This window comes from Georgenia wangjunii (assembly GCF_036421975.1).
GTDB lineage: Bacteria > Actinomycetota > Actinomycetes > Actinomycetales > Actinomycetaceae > Georgenia_A > Georgenia_A wangjunii.
In genome coordinates this window covers 390,527-406,382 of record NZ_JAZGON010000002.1, presented here as the reverse complement: position 1 = coordinate 406,382, position 15,856 = coordinate 390,527, and the positions used below count along the sequence as shown (strand labels likewise).

Genomic DNA, 15,856 nt, shown 5'->3' with positions numbered 1-15,856 from the left:
GCCCCGGTGCCTCAGGACCCGGGCGACAGCTGGCGCAGCTCGTAGGGCGTGACCTGCGCGCGGTACTCGGTCCACTCCTGGTGCTTGTTGCGCACGAAGAAGTCGAAGACGTCCTCCCCGAGGGTCTCGGCGACCAGCTCGGACCCCTCCATGAGCTCGACGGCGTGCTGGAGGCTGCCCGGCAACGCCTGGATCCCGAGCGCCCGACGCTCGGCGCCGGAGAGCTCCCAGACGTTGTCCTCCGCCTCCTCGGGCAGCTCGTACCCCTCCTCGATGCCCTTGAGGCCGGCGGCGAGGAGGACGGCGTACGCGAGGTAGGGGTTCGCCGAGGAGTCGAGACCCCGGTACTCCGCGCGTGCGGACTGGCCCTTCTCCGGCTTGTGCATCGGCACCCGCACGAGCGCGGAGCGGTTGTTGTGGCCCCAGCACACGTAGCTGGGTGCCTCTCCCCCGCCCCACAGGCGCTTGTAGGAGTTGACGTGCTGGTTCGTCACCGCGGTGATCTCCGCCGAGTGCCGCAGCAGACCGGCCATGAACGCCCGCGCCGTGCCGGACAGCTGGTACTTGCCCGACGGGTCGTGGAAGGCGTTGGCATCGCCCTCGAAGAGCGAGAGGTGGGTGTGCATGCCGGAGCCGGGGGCGTCGATCATCGGCTTGGGCATGAACGTCGCCATGATGCCCTGCTGGAGCGCCACCTCCTTGACCACCGTCCGGAACGTCATGACGTTGTCCGCGGTGGACAGCGCGTCGGCGTAGCGCAGGTCGATCTCGTTCTGGCCCGGCCCCGCCTCGTGGTGGGAGTACTCCACCGAAATGCCCATGGACTCGAGCGTCGTGATCGTGGCCCGCCGGAAGTCGTGGGCCGACCCGCGCGCGACGTGGTCGAAGTAGCCGGCGGTGTCGACCGGGACGAGCGGGGCGCCGCTGCTGGCGCGCTGCTCGAAGAGGTAGAACTCGATCTCGGGGTGGGTGTAGAACGTGAAGCCCGCCTCGGCGGCCCTCGCGAGGGTCCGCTTGAGGACGTTGCGCGGATCGGTGCGCGCCGGCTCACCGTCGGGGGTGAGGATGTCGCAGAACATGCGGGCGACGCCGTGCTGGTCGCCGCGCCACGGCAGCACCTGGAACGTCGAAGGGTCCGGCTTGGCGAGCATGTCCGACTCATAGACCCGGGCCAGGCCGCCGATCGAGCTGCCGTCGAAGCCGATGCCCTCGGCGAAGGCGCCCTCGAGCTCGGCCGGGGCGATCGCCACGGACTTGAGCACGCCCAGGACGTCGGTGAACCACAGACGGATGAAACGGATGTCCCGCTCTTCGATGGCCCTGAGGACGTACTCCTGCTGCCTGTCCATGCACCTCTCCCGCACCTTGGTCCCGCACCGCGACGGCCGTCGCGACCGTGCCTGCCCATCATGGTGGCTCAGGCACCGCCGTTGCGAGCCGGTTTCCCCCTCCGAGACCGCCCACCCGCGATCGCCGGGGCCTACGAGGCGCCTGTGCCGCGCGCCCGGTCGAGCTGGGCCCGGGCGTCGTCGACGGCATCTTGCGCCTCCGACGCCTTCCGCGCCGCGCGGTCGCGTCTCTTCTCCTCGGTCTCGAGCGCGTCCGTCGCCCGCTCGAGGGCGTGCTCTCGCTCGGCGATGCCGCGCCGCAGCTCGTCGAGCTCGGACTCGAGCTGGAGGATCCGGGCCTGCACCTCCCGGGCTCGCTCACCGGCGGAGGCGGACGCCGCTGCGGCCTTCGCCGCCCGTCCCGCGGCGCGCTCGAGCGCCGCCTCTGCCCGCTCGACGGCGCGCCGGTGCCGCTTCTCCTCCGTCGCCGTCGGGCGCGGGGATGGCGCCGGGGCCGCGCCGTCGCCGGCCTTGTCGTTCGTGCGGCTCGCCGCGGCCGCCCGTCCTTTCGCCTTCGCGGCGTGCGGACGACGGCGGGACGCGGATTCGTCGTCGTCCTCCGACGCGTCCGCATCGCCATCGCGCCCTACCCCGAGCCCGCTCCCGGTGCCGCCCTTCCCGGTGCGCCTGCCTCCGCCCGTGGGCGGCCCCCCAGCACCCCCGCTCGCCCGGCGGCGGGGCGCCGCCTCGTCGTCGTCCGCGGGTGCGTCCGGGACCACGCCCGGGACGGCGAGGACGCCGTCGAGGTCGACGGTCCCGAGGCCGGTCACCTCCATGGCGCCGGTGAGCAGGCCGGTGCGCAGGGCGGCCTCGGCGCGAGGGTCGGTCATGGCCGCACGGAGGATGCTCTCGAGGTCACCGGCCGCGGCCGCGCCGACCGCCTGGCCGCGGTCCGCGCCGAGCGCCTCCCCCTCCGTGACCGCGCCCCGCAGCACCCGCCGGCGCTCCCGGTCGAGCTCACGCAGCCGGGGCCGGTCGAGCTCGCGCTGCGCCGCCCGCAGCGCCGCGCCCGTCTCGGCCAGCTCGTCGAGGACGCCCGGGCGCTCGCGCACGAGCAGGTTCGCCGCCCACGCGCCGATCGAGGGCTTGCGCAAGGCCTTGACCGCCGTCGCGAGCGCGCGGTCGCCGTCGGCCCGCGCCTGCGCCGCGCGCCGGTCGCGCTCCGCGACGAACTCCCCGAGGTCGAGGGCGTACAGGTCGCCCGCGACGTCGGCGAGGTCGGTCATCCCGCCGCGTCCGCGCAGGCCGTCACGAGCCGCGCGAAGGAGGACGAGAGGTTCCACCGCTCCGCGAGGCGGGCGACGGCGTCGGGGTCGGCGGGCGTGGCCGGGAGCTCGCCGGTGACGTCGGCGACGGGTGCGTCCGGCGCGACGCGCACGACGTCGGGCGCGACGGCGAGGTAGGCGTGCGCCTCGCGGATGCGGGTGCGCTGGGCGGGGGTGAGGCCGCCGCTCACGGACTGCGCCGCGGCGATGACGCCCGCGAGGTCGCCGTGCTTGGCGAGGAGGGCGGCGGCGGTCTTCTCCCCGATGCCGGCGACGCCGGGCAGGCCGTCGCTCGGGTCGCCGCGCAGGGTGGCCATGTCCGCGTACGCCGCGCCGGTAGCGACGCCATACTTCTCGTGCAGCCACGCCTGGTCGATGCGCTGGAGGTCCTTCGCCCCGCGCACGGGGTAGAGGACCGAGATCCCGCCCTCGTCGTCGACGAGCTGGAAGAGGTCACGGTCCCCGGTGACGACGAGGACCTCCGCGGCCCGCTGCTCCGCCGGGGCGGCCAGCTCGCGCGCGACGAGGGTGCCGATGACGTCGTCGGCCTCGTAGCCGGCGGCGCCGACGCGCGCGATCCCCATCGCCTCGAGCGCCTCGATGATGACCGGGACCTGGGCCGTGAGGGCCGGCGGGACCTCCTCGCCGCCGTCCGCGGCCACGCGGTGCTCCTTGTACGAGGGCAGCGCTGCCACCCGGAACGCAGGGCGCCAGTCCTCGTCCCAGCACGCGACGACGCGGGACGGGCTCCACCGGGTGACGAGCCGGGCGATGGCGTCGAGGAACCCGCGCACGGCGTTGACGGGGGTGCCGTCGGGCGCGGTCATGCTCTCGGGCAGCGCATGAAACGCCCGGAAGTACAACGAGGCGGAGTCGAGGAGGAGGAGCGGGCCGTCGGTGGTCACGTGCCCAGCATGCCGCGTCCGACGCGCCGGCGGCAGGTCCGTGGCGGGACGGCGGCACGCGAGCCGCCGCCGTCGCCCCTTTACCGCTCGGCCGGACCGCGCCATGATGCGGCGATGGACGTCACCGCGTGGCTGCTGGACGCCGACCCGTCGATCCGCTGGCAGGTCATGCGTGACCTGCTCGACGCGCCGGCCGAGGAGGTCGCGGCAGAGCGTGCCCGCGTCGCGACCGAGGGCTGGGGAGCGCGGTTGCTCGCCCTCCAGGACGACCGCGGCTACTGGGGCGGCGACGAGTACGGCGAGGACCACGACCGCAGGAGCGTCACGTGGACCCTGCACCTCCTGCGCCGGCTCGGCCTCGACCCCCGCTCGCCGCAGGCCGTGTCGGCGGTCGAGCGGGTGCGAGACGGAGTGACGTGGCACTACTGGGACGACCGGCCCTTCTTCCACGGCGAGGTCGAGCCGTGCATCAACGGCGGCGTCCTCGCGCTGGGCGCCTACTTCGGCCAGCTCGGCGCGGGCAGCGACGAGATCGTCGAACGCCTCCTCGCCGAGCAGCTCACCGACGGCGGCTGGAACTGCGCGGCGCCGGAGTCGGACCGGTCCTCGTTCGACACGACGCTGTGCGTCCTCGAGGGCCTGCTCGAGCACGAGCGGGCGGGCGGCGACGTGACGCCGGCGCTGGCACAGGCGCGCCGGCGCGGCGAGGAGTACCTCCTCGCACGTCACCTCTACCGGCGCCTGACGACGGGTGAGGCAGCACTCCCCCGGCACCGGAACATCTCCTTCCCCCCGTACTGGTTCTACGACGTGCTCCGCGCGCTCGAGTACTTCCGCGAGGCCGGCGGGACGCCGGACCCGCGCACGGCTGACGCGGTCGGGCTCGTCCTCGCCAAGCGCGGCGACGACGGCCGCTGGCCCGCCGGCGTCACGTGGCCCGGCGACGTCCACTTCGCCGTCGACGCCCCCGAGGGCGAGCCGAGCCGGTGGAACACGCTGCGCGCGCTGCGCGTCCTGCGCTGGTACGAAACGGCCGTCTGACCGGCCCGCGGGACAGGGGCGGGCGTCCACCGGGACCGTCGGACCGCCCCCGACGGCGCCAAGCCCCGGCGAGGAGCCCGGTCGCCGCGCGGTCAGCGCCTGGTCCAGGCCAGGAGCTCGTCGACCTCCATCGCGTTGACGATCCGGTCCTGCGTCAGCCCCTGCTCCTCGGCGCGGGCGCACCCGTAGTCGAGGAAGTCGAGCTGGCCGGGTGCGTGCGCGTCGGTGTCGATGGCGAAGCGGCACCCGGTCTCGTCGGCGAGCTGGAGCAGGCGCGTCGGCGGGTCCCGGCGCTCGGGCCGGGAGTTGATCTCGACGGCGACGTCGAACCGCCGGCACGCCTCGAAGACGATCTCGGCGTCGAACTGCGACTCCGGTCGCGTCCCGCGCCCACCGGTGATGAGCCGGCCCGTGCAGTGCCCGAGCACGTCGACGTGCGGGTTGGCGATGGCGTTGACCATGCGCCGGGTCATCGAGGCGGCGTCCATCCGCAGCTTCGAGTGGACGCTGGCGACGACGACGTCGAGCTCGGCGAGCAGCTCCGGCTCCTGGTCGAGGCCCCCGGCGTCGAGGATGTCGACCTCGATCCCGGTGAGGATCCGGAACGGTGCGAGCTCGGAGTTGAGGCGGGCGACGATGTCGAGCTGCTCGCGCAGGCGCTCCGGGCTGAGCCCGCGCGCGACCGTGAGCCGCGGCGAGTGGTCGGTGAGGGCGAGGTAGTCGTGCCCGGCGGCGACGGCCGCCCGCGCCATCTCGTCGATCGGGCTGCCGCCGTCGGACCAGTCGGAGTGGGTGTGAAGGTCCCCGCGCAGCCAGCCCCGGACCTTCTCCCCGCCCGCGACGAGCGGGCCGGTGGCACGCGCCTCGAGGTCGGCGAGGTACGCGGGGACCGCGCCGCTCGCCGCCTCGAGGGCCACGGCGGCCGTCTTCGGCCCGACGTCCGGGAGCTGCGTGAGCGTCCGAGCCGCAATGCGCTCCTCGAGCTCGTCCGGGGGCAGCGACGCGAGCCGCTCGGCCGCCCTGCGGAAAGCCTTGACGCGGTGCGGCTCGGCGAGGGTGCGTTCGAGGAGGAACGCGACGCGCGTCAGTGCCGAGACGGGGTCCACGTCGGTGAGGCTACGCGGTGGGCCGCATCGCCGCGCGCGGCTCCTGGGCGATCACGCGGGAGGAGGTCCGCAGACCCGGCGGGCCCCGGCGGCTGGTGCCGACGGGGCCCGTGCGTGGCCCAGGCCGAACCAGGGCAGGTTCCTCAGGCGGTGGGGGCCTCAGGAGCGAGGGGCCTCAGGGGTGCGTGTCTCTCAGGTGAGGTTGATGGTGATGTCGCCGCTCTCGCGCAGGCCCTCGAGCAGGGCCGCCACGGCGGTGCTCTCCTTCTCCGAACGCACCTGGTCCTCGACCTGCGGACGGACCTCGTCGAGCGGGGGGACCGCCGGGGCCGTCTCGCCGGACGCGGCGCCGGCCGCCTCCTGCTGGGCGACCACGGCGTCGTAGGCGGCCTGGACCTCCTCGTCGGTGGGCGTCGTGTCGCCCGCCTCGTCGGCGATGAGCTTCTCGATCCGGACCTGGATGTCGACCTGCTCCATGACCTCTTCCTCGGTCATGCCCTGCTCAACCATCGCGGCGACGAAGGCGTCGCCACCCTCCATGCCGCTGCTGAGCGCGATCTCGTCCAGCGTCGCGCTGCGCTCCTCGTCGGAGGTGTCCAGACCACGGTTGGCCGCCTCCTGGAGGAGGAGCTCGGTCTCGACGAGCCGCTCCGCCGTCTGCTGCTTGAGCGCGGGCTCGTCCACGGGCTGTCCGGCCATCTGCGCCTGCGCCGCCATCTGGCCGAACTGCGACTCATAGACCTCGATGAACTCGTCCCTGGTGATCTCCTCGCCGTTCACGACGGCGACGACGTCCGGGATGCTCTCGAGGTCCGGCTCGAGCGCCTCGGGCGCGGCACCGGGGCTCGCACTCTCGGTCGCGGTGGACGCGCTCGTCGCGGTCGGCTCCGCGGTGCTGTCGTCGTCCGAGCCGCCGCTGCACGCGGTGACGCCGAACAGTGCCATGGCGAGCGCGGCGCTGGCCACGATCTTGTTCCTCATCAAGCGTCCCCTTTTGTGTGTCGTGCAAACAATAGATGATATCACGTGCATTGCATTGTTATTCTTGGCGCATTCTATTAACCGGACAGGGAACGGTGGCACGGCTGGCTGGGCGTTCCCTGGGAACCGGCGGTCCGGGACCGTCGGCGCAGCGGACCGGCGACGAGCGCCCGCAGACGAGGGCGCGCTCACCATTGGCCGTCAGCCGCGGGACCGCCCGGCGTCCGACGTCACGCGGGCAGCTCCGGCGGCAGGCCGAACGTCGCGAAGAGCTCCGGGGAGAACCACGCCGTCACGTGCGAGACGCCGTCGCGGGTGACGGTGACCTGCTGGACCTGGAAGGCGCGGTGGACGCCGTCGGCCTCGCGCATGTAGAGAGCGAAGCACGTGAGCCCGTTGGCCGACGTCGGGACCATCCGCATGTCCCCCGCGGCGGTCGCCGGGCACCACGTGGAGATGAGCCGGCCGACGTCGTCGGCGCCCTGGTACCAGCCCGGGAACGGGGGCATCTCCCACGTGACGTCCGCGGCGACGAGCTCGACGATCGCCGAGACGTCGTACGCCTGGAAGGCGGCCACGTAGGCGTCGAGGAGCCGCCGGCGCCGGTCGCCGTCGGGCAGCTCGGGCGGCGCGTCGGCGTCGATCGTCGCGACATGGGCACGAGCGCGCTGCAGGGTGGAGTTGACGCCGGCGACGGTGAGGTCGAGCGCCTCGGCCACCTCGCTGGCCCGCCACGCGAGCACGTCACGCAGGAGCAGGACCGCCCGCTGCTGCGCGGTGAGGTGCTGCAGCGCGGCGATGAACGCGAGGCGCACGCTGTCGCGCGTGATGGTCTGGGCCGCCGGGTCGGCCGGGGCGCCGCCCCAGACGAGGGAGTCGGGCAGGGGCTCGACCCACGTGACCGAGTGGTCCGGCAGCGGCTGGTGGGCGGGGTCGTCCGCCGGGGCGCCGAGGCCCGTCGGGAGCGGACGACGACGGCGGCCCTCGAGGTGGGTGAGGCACGCGTTCGTCGCGATGCGGAACACCCACGTGCGCAGGGACGAGCGGTTCTCGAAGCCGTGGAACGAGCGCCAGGCGCGCAGGTACGTCTCCTGGACGAGGTCCTCGGCGTCGTGCACGGAGCCGGTCATCCGGTAGCAGTGGGCAAGGATCTCGCGGCGCAGGGGCTCGAGGAGGGCCGCCACGTCCTCGCGGCCGGTCCGGAGCGCGTCGGCCCCGACGCCCGCGCCGTCGACGGCCGGCAGCGTGACGCCCGCCGCGCGGTCGACGGGCGGCGCAGCGGCCGACCCGCCACCGGTGACCGTCGCGTGCGGGGCCGCCGACGTGGGGGCGCGGTGCTCACCAAGGGTGGTCATGCGCCGACGGTAGAACGCGACCGACCCCGTGACTAGACCCCCGCCGGGTCGGTCGCACCGTCCGCCGCCGCCTCGAGCGCTGCGATGTCGAGCTTGACCATCGACATCATCGCCGCCATAGCCCGCGCCGCGCGTGCGGGGTCCGGGTCGGCGAGGAGCTCGTCGAGGCGGCGCGGGACCACCTGCCAGGACAGTCCGTACCTGTCGATGAGCCACCCGCACTGGACCTCCTTGCCACCCTCGGTCAGGCGGGACCAGTAGTGGTCGACCTCGTCCTGGTCGCCGCAGTCGATGAGGAACGAGACCGCCTGCGTGAACGGGAAGTCCGCGCTGCCGTTGATGGCGCCGAACGTCTGGCCGTCGAGGCTGAAGAGGATCGACATGACCTGGCCACCGCGCCCCGGGACGTCAGGGCCGTAGCGGTCGGTGCGCAGCACGCAGGAGCGCGGGAAGACGGACACGTAGAACGCGACCGCCTCCTCGGCCTCGGTGTCGAACCAGAGCCAGGGCTGGATGGTGGGCATGGCAGTCTCCTGTCGTTGTCGGCGCACCGGTGCGGTGCACTCGCGAGGCACGGGCCGGGCGGCCCGTCGGGCGCCGGGCGGCGTCCTGGCCGCCACGAAGGACGGCCTGTGTGACTGGACCGGCCTCGCTCTGGGAACTCATCGGCCCACCGGCGATGAGTTCCGGGCCCGACGTGGGTCGGCAGGAGTGTGGGGCCGTGCCGGCCCCGTCGTCGTGGTCGCGTCGCGCGTCACCATGGCGGCCGCGTCCGCGAGAGGAACCGCCATGGACCGCATGATCTTCATCAACCTCCCGGTGCACGACCTCGCCGCGTCGCGGCGCTTCTACACCGGCCTCGGCTTCGGGATCAACGACATGTTCTCCGACGACCACTGCGCGTGCGTCGTCGTCTCCGAGACGATCTTCGTCATGCTGCTCGACCACGAGCGCTTCGCCGACTTCGTCACCGTGCCCATCGCCGACGCCCGCGCCGGCGCCCAGGTCATCAACTGCCTCTCGGCCGAGACGCGGGCCGAGGTCGACGGGTTCGTCACCGCCGCGCTCGCCCATGGCGGCGCTGAGTACCGCGAGCTCCAAGAGGAGGGGCCGATGTACGGCCGCAGCGTCACCGATCCCGACGGCCACGTGTGGGAGATCCTCTACATGGAGATGCCGGTGGACGCCTGAGCAGGCCGCGACCTCCATGTCCCTTCCCACCGCTGCAACCGTGTGGAAACATGATCAATGCAACCGGCGACGAGGAACGGACGATGACCACCACCGCTTCGAGCCCACCCCGCAGCGAGCCACGCGCCAGTGACGTCCTCGTCGTCGAGGGCCTCGCCCGCCGCTACGGCGACCTCACCGCCGTCGACGGCGTGTCCTTCCGCATCGCCCACGGCGAGACTTACGGGCTGCTCGGGCCGAACGGGGCGGGCAAGACGACGACGATCTCCATGGTCGCGGGGCTCATCAAGGCCGACGCCGGGTCCATCACCGTGGCCGGTCAGCCGGTCGGCCCGAGCCACGTGGGCGTCAAGCGGGAGATCGGCCTCGTCCCGCAGGACCTCGCGCTCTACCCCGAGCTGACGGCGCGGGAGAACCTCACGTTCTTCGGGCGCCTCCAGGGCATGCGGGGCAAGGAGCTCGCGCGGCGCATCGACGAGGTGCTCGAGCTCATCGCGCTGACCGACCGGGCCAAGGACGCGACGAAGGAGTACTCCGGCGGTATGAAGCGCCGGCTCAACATCGGCATCGGCCTGCTCCACCAACCGACGCTCCTCATCCTCGACGAGCCGACCGTCGGTGTGGACCCGCAGTCCCGCAACGCGATCCTCGAGTCCGTCGAGGCGCTCTCGGTCGAGGGCATGGCGGTGCTCTACACGACCCACTACATGGAGGAGGCCGAGCGCCTCTGCGACCGGATCGCCATCATCGACTCCGGCGTGATCCAGGCGGAAGGGACCCGCGGCGAGCTCATCACCCTCACCGGCGGTGTCGACACGATCCGCCTCGCGGGCTCCGGCGACACGGCGGCCGCGGCCGCGGCGCTGCGCGAGATCCGGGCGGTCGAGCAGGTCGTCGCCGAGCGTCGCACGCTCACCCTCACCGTCCGTGACGCCCCCGCCGCGGTCGCGACGGTCGTCAGCGCCGCCACGACGAGCGGCATGGTGCTCGACGACGTCGAGATCACCCGCCCCGACCTCGAGTCGGTGTTCCTCCACCTCACCGGCAAGGCCCTGCGGGACTGACGATGAGACCCCTGTGGACCATGGTGCTCTCCGACCTGCGCCAGCGGGTGCGGGACAAGTCGGTCATCATCTTCGCGCTCGTCGTCCCGCTCGCGCTCATGTACGTCTTCAACCTCACGATCGGGGCCTCGAGCGACGTCGAGCTCGAGCCGATCACCGTCGCCGCTGCGGCGCCGGCGGACGACGCCCTCGGCGCCACCCTCGTCGGGGTGCTCGGCGAGATCGACGGGCTCGACGTCACCGTCGAGGAGGTCAGCCCCGAGGAGGCGGTCGCCCGCGTCGACGACGGCGGTGCCGCGCTCGCCGTCGTCGTCCCCGACGGGTTCACCCGCGCCGTCATGGCCGGCGAGGGGCCAGTCGTCGACGTGCGGGAGAACGACGACGGCGGACTCGAGGCCGGCATCGTCCTCTCCGTCATGACGGCGGTCCTCGACCAGTACGCCGCCGGCGCCGAGGCGGCGGGCGCCGGGGCCGAGCTCGGCCTCTCCCCCGAGGCCCTCGGCGCGCTCGCCGAGCAGGCGGCGACGGCGGGCCCGGCGATGACCCTCGTCGAGGGCGAGACGGCGAGCGAGCAGCTGAGCATGCAGGGTTCACTCGTGGCGGGGCAGGCCGGCCTCTTCCTCCTCTTCACCGTCGGGTTCGGGGTGCTCGGCCTCGTCGCCGAGCGCGAGCAGGGCACGCTCGCCCGGCTCCGGTCGATGCCGATGAGCCCGTGGCTCATCGTCGCGGCGAAGGGGCTCGTCAGCTACATCCTCGGGGTCGTCGCCACGGCCGTGCTCCTCACGGTGGGATCACAGTTCTTCGACGTCTCGTTCGGCTCGCCCCTCGCGGTCGGGGTGCTCGTCCTCTGCGCGGTGGCCGCAGCGACGTCGCTCATGTTCATCATCGCCAGCCTCACCCGGACGGCCGAGCAGGCGGGGATCCTCCAGTCGATCATCGCCGTCGTCCTCGGCATGGCGGGCGGTGCGTTCTTCCAGATCTCCGCGACCGGCGCGCTCGGGACGCTGCTCGACCTCAACCCCATCGCGGCGTTCACCCGCGGCCTGGGCATGACGTCGGGGGGTGCGGGGGTGGGCGAGATCGGCGTCCCGGTCGCCATCATGCTCGGCTTCGCCGTCGTCTGCCTCGGCCTCTCGCGGCTCCTGCCGGACCGGGGGGCCGAGCTGTGAGGGCCGTCCTGGCGATCGCCGCCGTCGAGCTGCGGCGCTTCCTGCGCGACCGGTCGAACATCTTCTTCGTCTTCATCTTCCCGCTCCTGCTCGTCCTCGTCCTCGGCGCGCAGTTCGGCTCCTCCGGCACGCAGGGCACGGTGACGATCACCGGCGGGCAGAGCGAGCTGCGCACCGCCGTCGTCTCCGCGCTCGAGGACGACGACGTGGCCGTGAGCCTCGCGGACGCCGACGCCATGCGCACGCAGGTCGCCCGTGGCCGGACCGGCGTCGGCATCGTCATCCCACCGGCCGCCGCCGAGGCCTTCGCAGACGGGCGCGACGTCGAGATCGAGGTCATCGCCGGGGCGCAGCAGGGCGCGCAGCTCACGCTCCAGCGGGTGCGGGCGGCCGCCGCCTCGGTCTCGGCGGAGCAGGGTCAGCTCGCGGCGCTCACCGCGGCCGGCGCGGGCGAGGACGAGGCAACCGCCGCCCTCGCCGCTGTCCGGGAGGAGCTCGAGCCCCCACGTCTCGAGGTGGTCAACACGAGCGAGATCGCGCAGGAGTTCTCCGGGCTCGGGCAGTTCGACCTCGGGGCGTCCGGCCAGACGCTCCTCTTCGTCTTCCTCGCCTCGGCCGCGGGGTCCGCGACCCTCATCCAGGGCCGCCGGCTCGGGGTCCTCAGCCGGACGCTCGCCGCGCCGGTCTCGTCCACCCATGCTCTCGGCGGCCAGGCGCTCGGACGGTTCGTCATCGCCGCGTTCCAGGGCGTCTACATCATGGGCGCGACCGCGCTGTTCTTCGGTGTGAGCTGGGGCAACATCTGGCTCTCCGGGCTCGTCCTCCTGACGTTCAGCGTCGTCGCCGCGGGCGCCGCGATGCTCATCGGCTCGGTGCTCGACAACGACGGCGCCGCGAACGGCGTCGGCGTCGGCCTTGGCCTCACCCTCGCGGCCCTCGGCGGGTGCATGATGCCGCTCGAGTTCTTCGGGGACACGATGCGGGCCGTCGCGCACGTGACGCCTCACGCGTGGGCGTACGAGGCATTCGGAGAGATTCAGCGCCACGACGCCTCGCTCGTCGACATCCTGCCCCAGCTCGGCGTGCTCGCCGCCATGGCAGCCGTCCTGCTCGGGCTCGGCTCCTGGGCGCTGCGGCGCAGCGTCGCCCGGGCGATGTGACCGGGGCTGACGCGCACATGACGGCGGCGGGCTGGAAGGCGGCGGAGCCGGGCGGGGATCGGCCGGAGGGTGGCCGCGGGGCGGTCAAGCCCGGACCTCGCCAGACGGGCTCGCCTGCCGGCGGTCGCCCCGTCCGGCGGATCCCGCGCCGCCTCGCCCGCGCACCGATCTGGTTCTACCGGCTGGGCCTCGGGGGTCTGCTCGGCCCGCGCCTCGTCATGGTCGAGCACCGTGGCCGCACGAGCGGGCGGGTCCGGCAGGTGGTGCTCGAGGTCATCGAGCGCGACGGCGACGAGGTGTACGTGCCCTCCGGGTACGGCTGGTCCGCGCAGTGGCTGCGCAACATCGAGGCGGACCCGCGCGTGCGCCTCTGGTCCGGCTGGGGCAGCACCGGCGCACTCGCGCGGGTCCTCGATCCCGACGCCGGCCGGGCCGTGCTCGAGGACTACCGCCTCCGGCACCCGCGCACCGCGCGTGCGCTCGCCCGGAGCCTCGGGATCGAGGCGGTCTCGCCGGACTCCCCCGTGCCGGACGACGTCGGCGCCCGGATCCCGGTCGTCCGGATCACTCCCCGTCCTACCGCCGCACGCCGCGGGTGGGCGGGGCGCTGAGCGGGTCATCCGGCCAGGAGTGCTTGGGGTATCGGCCACGGAGCTCGCCGCGGACCTGCGGGTAGGCGGTCCGCCAGAACGACTCGAGGTCCGCCGTCACGGCGACCGGCCGGCGCGCGGGCGAGAGGAGGTGGAGCAGGAGCGGCACGCGGCCGTCGGCCAGTGCCGGCGTCCGGCGCCAGCCGAAGGTCTCCTGCAGGCGCACCGCGAGGACCGGCTGGTCGCCGTCGTAGTCGACGCGCACGTGGGAGCCGCTCGGGACCTGCACCCGCTCCGGGGCGAGGGCGTCCAGCCGCCCGGCCTCGGGCCAGGGCAGCAGCCGGCGCAGGGCGGCGACGACGTCGACCCGCTGGAGGTCCCGTGCGCGCCGGACGCGGAGGAGGTCGGGGCCGAGCCACGTGTCGAGGCCGGCGAGGAGCGCGTCGTCGGACACGTCGGGCCATGGCGCACCGAGCGCGGAGTGGAGGAACGCGAGCCGCCGCCGCAGGGCGAGAGCGGCCGCCGACCACGGCAGCGCCGCGAGGCCGTCGCGGGCCAACCCGTCGCGGACGGCGGCGAGGACGAGCTCACGTGGCGGGTCGGCGAGGCGCTCGGAGGCGAGCTCGATCGCGCCGAGGCGCCGGGTACGCCGCGCGACGACGGCGCCGTCGACCCAGCGCACCTCGTCCTCCTCGGTGAGCATCGACGCCGCCGCCTCGAGGGCGGAGTCGGCGTCGATGGGTGCGGCCGAGCGGATGGTGGCGTCGGAGCGGCCCGCGCCGCGGTCGGCGTCGGCGATGGCGAGCCACACCTGCCCGACGAGCGGGGAGCCCGGTGCGAGCGTCGCGCCGGTCCCCGACGTCATGAGGTAGGTCGACCCGCCCGGTCGCAGCCGCGCGATCCGGTCGGGGTGGGCGAGGGCGACGACGAGCCCGACCGCGGCGTCGGTGGTGAGGGCCTCGTCGGCGCCTGAGCGCTCACGAGCCCTGCCGCCGGCACCGCCTCCGCCGGCACCGGCGCCTGCCCTCCCGCGGGCGGACGCTGCGCCACCCGCGGCCCCCGGGCCCTGCCTCGTCGCGCGGACCTCCCGCGACGGCACGTCGCGCTCGAACCGCCGGGCCTGGTCCGCCCAGCGCGCGGCCTCCGGGCCTCCCCCGCGGCGCAGGGCCCGCAGCGCCGCGGCGAGGTCCCCGCCCCCGGGTCGGACGTCCTCGGCGAGGAGGGCGACGACCTCCGCCGCGCGCCGCGCCCCGAGCACGGGGGCGGCGTCGATGAGTGCCCGCGCGAGGCGAGGGTCCGCGGCGATCCCGGCGATCGTCCGCCCACGTGCCGTGACCCGCCCGTCGACGTCGACGGCGCCCAGCCCGGCGAGCGTGGCGCGGGCGGAGGCCATGGCGACCGCCGGCGGCGCGTCGAGGAGCGCGAGCCCCGCGCCGTCCGGGCTGCCCCAGCACGCGAGCTCAAGGGCGAACGCGGTGAGGTCGGCCGTCGCGATCTCGGGCTGCGGGTGCTCCGGCAGGCGCGCGTGGTCGGCCTGCGACCAGCAGCGGTATACGGCGCCCGGACCCTCGCGGCCCGCCCGTCCCGCGCGCTGCTCGGCAGCCGCCCGGCTCACGCTCACGGTCACGAGGCCGGCGAGCCCGCGCCGGTGGTCGGTGCGCGGCTCGCGGGAGAAGCCGGCATCGACGACCACCCGCACGCCGGGGACGGTGAGCGAGGACTCGGCGACCGCCGTCGAGACGACGACGCGGCGGCGCGGGCCGGCGGTCAGCGCGAGGTCCTGCTCCGCACCGGAGAGGCGGCCGTGGAGGGGCCGGACGTCGGCCTCGACCCCGGCGAGCCGCCGCGTCACGCCGCCGACCTCCCCCACGCCGGGCACGAAGACGAGGACGTCCCCGGGGCACTCGGCGAGCGCGCGGCGCACCGTGGCGGCGACGTGGTCGAGGAACCCCCACGTGACGCCTCGCTCGTCGGCTCGGGCGACGCGCGCCGGCGGCGGCGCCCAGCGGACGTCGACCGGGTGCAGAGCGCCGTCGACCCCGACGACCGGCGCGGGCGTCATACCCCCGACGAGCCGCGCCGTGCGCTCGGCCTCGACGGTCGCCGACATCGCGACGAGGGGCAGGTCCTCGCGCAGGTTCGACCGGACGTCGATGAGGAGGGCCAGCGCGAGGTCGGCGTCGAGGTGCCGCTCGTGGACCTCGTCGAGGATGACGGCGCCGACCCCCGGCAGGTCCGGGTCGCGCTGGAGGCGGCGCAGCAGGATGCCCGTCGTGACGATCTCGATGCGCGTGCGCGGCCCGGCCTTGCGGTCGCCCCGCACGGCGTAACCGACGGTCTCCCCCACCGGCTCGCCGAGAAGGTGGGCGAGCCGGCGCGCGGCGGCCCGCGCCGCGATCCGGCGCGGTTGCGTGACGACGACGGTCCCAGGCACCTCCGCCGCCAGCGCCGGCGGGACGAGCGTCGTCTTTCCCGTGCCGGGCGGTGCGTGGACGACGGCGACGCCGGACGCGCGCAGCGCCTCGATGAGGGGCGCGAGCCCCGCGGCGACGGGCAGGTCGGGCGGGGAGGCGAGGAGCCGGTCGATCGGGTCGGTCGCCACCGCAGCAGTCTGCCCCATCGCCGGCGGATCGGCGGCCAC

Annotated in this window: 14 protein-coding genes; 6 read left to right on the top strand and 8 right to left on the bottom strand. The window is 74.5% G+C overall.

Annotation, left to right across the window (positions count from 1 at the left end):
* Nucleotides 1-11 precede the first annotated feature (11 nt).
* The 3 genes from V2J63_RS05815 to V2J63_RS05805 all read right to left on the bottom strand — a co-directional run bounded on the left by V2J63_RS05815 (nt 12) and on the right by V2J63_RS05805 (nt 3,558).
* Entirely contained in the window at nt 12-1,349 is a 1,338-nt protein-coding gene (locus V2J63_RS05815; RefSeq protein WP_331230062.1) for a glutamine synthetase family protein, read from the bottom strand.
* 131 nt (nt 1,350-1,480) lie between these two features.
* Nucleotides 1,481-2,614: a hypothetical protein gene (locus tag V2J63_RS05810; protein ID WP_331230061.1), complete on the bottom strand. Its 1,134-nt coding sequence runs from the start codon at nt 2,612-2,614 to the stop codon at nt 1,481-1,483.
* Nucleotides 2,611-3,558: a 5'-3' exonuclease gene (locus tag V2J63_RS05805; protein ID WP_331230060.1), complete on the bottom strand. Its 948-nt coding sequence runs from the start codon at nt 3,556-3,558 to the stop codon at nt 2,611-2,613. Before V2J63_RS05805 ends, V2J63_RS05810 begins: the two co-directional genes overlap by 4 nt.
* Nucleotides 3,559-3,672: 114 nt before the next feature.
* Here V2J63_RS05805 and V2J63_RS05800 point away from each other — a divergent pair, with 114 nt between their 5' ends.
* The gene (locus V2J63_RS05800; RefSeq protein ID WP_331230059.1) at nt 3,673-4,599 is read left to right on the top strand and encodes a hypothetical protein; all 927 of its coding nucleotides are present in this window, start codon (nt 3,673-3,675) and stop codon (nt 4,597-4,599) included.
* Between the two features lie 92 nt (nt 4,600-4,691).
* Here the strand turns inward: V2J63_RS05800 and V2J63_RS05795 are convergent, their stop codons facing one another.
* From V2J63_RS05795 to V2J63_RS05780, 4 genes are all read right to left on the bottom strand, one after another.
* Complete coding sequence (locus V2J63_RS05795; RefSeq protein ID WP_331230058.1) at nt 4,692-5,705, bottom strand: PHP domain-containing protein; 1,014 nt, start codon at nt 5,703-5,705, stop codon at nt 4,692-4,694.
* 192 nt (nt 5,706-5,897) lie between these two features.
* Nucleotides 5,898-6,686: a SurA N-terminal domain-containing protein gene (locus tag V2J63_RS05790; protein WP_331230057.1), complete on the bottom strand. Its 789-nt coding sequence runs from the start codon at nt 6,684-6,686 to the stop codon at nt 5,898-5,900.
* A gap of 230 nt (nt 6,687-6,916) precedes the next feature.
* Nucleotides 6,917-8,041, bottom strand: coding sequence for a sigma-70 family RNA polymerase sigma factor (locus V2J63_RS05785; RefSeq protein WP_331230056.1), 1,125 nt, complete (start codon nt 8,039-8,041; stop codon nt 6,917-6,919).
* A gap of 32 nt (nt 8,042-8,073) precedes the next feature.
* On the bottom strand, nt 8,074-8,565 hold the full coding sequence (locus V2J63_RS05780; protein ID WP_331230055.1) for a VOC family protein: 492 nt from the start codon (nt 8,563-8,565) through the stop codon (nt 8,074-8,076).
* Nucleotides 8,566-8,830: 265 nt separating this feature from the next.
* On the opposite strand from V2J63_RS05780, the gene V2J63_RS05775 reads away from it, so the two are divergent.
* From V2J63_RS05775 to V2J63_RS05755, 5 genes are all read left to right on the top strand, one after another.
* On the top strand, nt 8,831-9,232 hold the full coding sequence (locus tag V2J63_RS05775; protein WP_331230054.1) for a VOC family protein: 402 nt from the start codon (nt 8,831-8,833) through the stop codon (nt 9,230-9,232).
* 83 nt (nt 9,233-9,315) lie between these two features.
* Nucleotides 9,316-10,296 carry an ABC transporter ATP-binding protein gene (locus tag V2J63_RS05770; RefSeq protein WP_331230053.1) on the top strand — a complete coding sequence of 327 codons (981 nt, stop codon included), beginning with the start codon at nt 9,316-9,318 and terminating at the stop codon, nt 10,294-10,296.
* A gap of 2 nt (nt 10,297-10,298) precedes the next feature.
* Nucleotides 10,299-11,465, top strand: coding sequence for an ABC transporter permease (locus V2J63_RS05765; protein ID WP_331230052.1), 1,167 nt, complete (start codon nt 10,299-10,301; stop codon nt 11,463-11,465).
* Nucleotides 11,462-12,625 (top strand): ABC transporter permease, encoded by a 1,164-nt coding sequence (locus V2J63_RS05760; protein ID WP_331230051.1) that lies wholly within the window; start codon nt 11,462-11,464, stop codon nt 12,623-12,625. Before V2J63_RS05765 ends, V2J63_RS05760 begins: the two co-directional genes overlap by 4 nt.
* Nucleotides 12,622-13,236, top strand: coding sequence for a nitroreductase family deazaflavin-dependent oxidoreductase (locus V2J63_RS05755; protein ID WP_331230050.1), 615 nt, complete (start codon nt 12,622-12,624; stop codon nt 13,234-13,236). The genes V2J63_RS05760 and V2J63_RS05755 overlap by 4 nt, the downstream gene beginning before the upstream one ends.
* Here V2J63_RS05755 and V2J63_RS05750 read toward each other — a convergent pair.
* Nucleotides 13,202-15,835 carry an ATP-dependent RNA helicase gene (locus tag V2J63_RS05750; protein ID WP_491062218.1) on the bottom strand — a complete coding sequence of 878 codons (2,634 nt, stop codon included), beginning with the start codon at nt 15,833-15,835 and terminating at the stop codon, nt 13,202-13,204. The genes V2J63_RS05755 and V2J63_RS05750 overlap by 35 nt on opposite strands.
* Between the last annotated feature and the right edge of the window lie 21 nt (nt 15,836-15,856).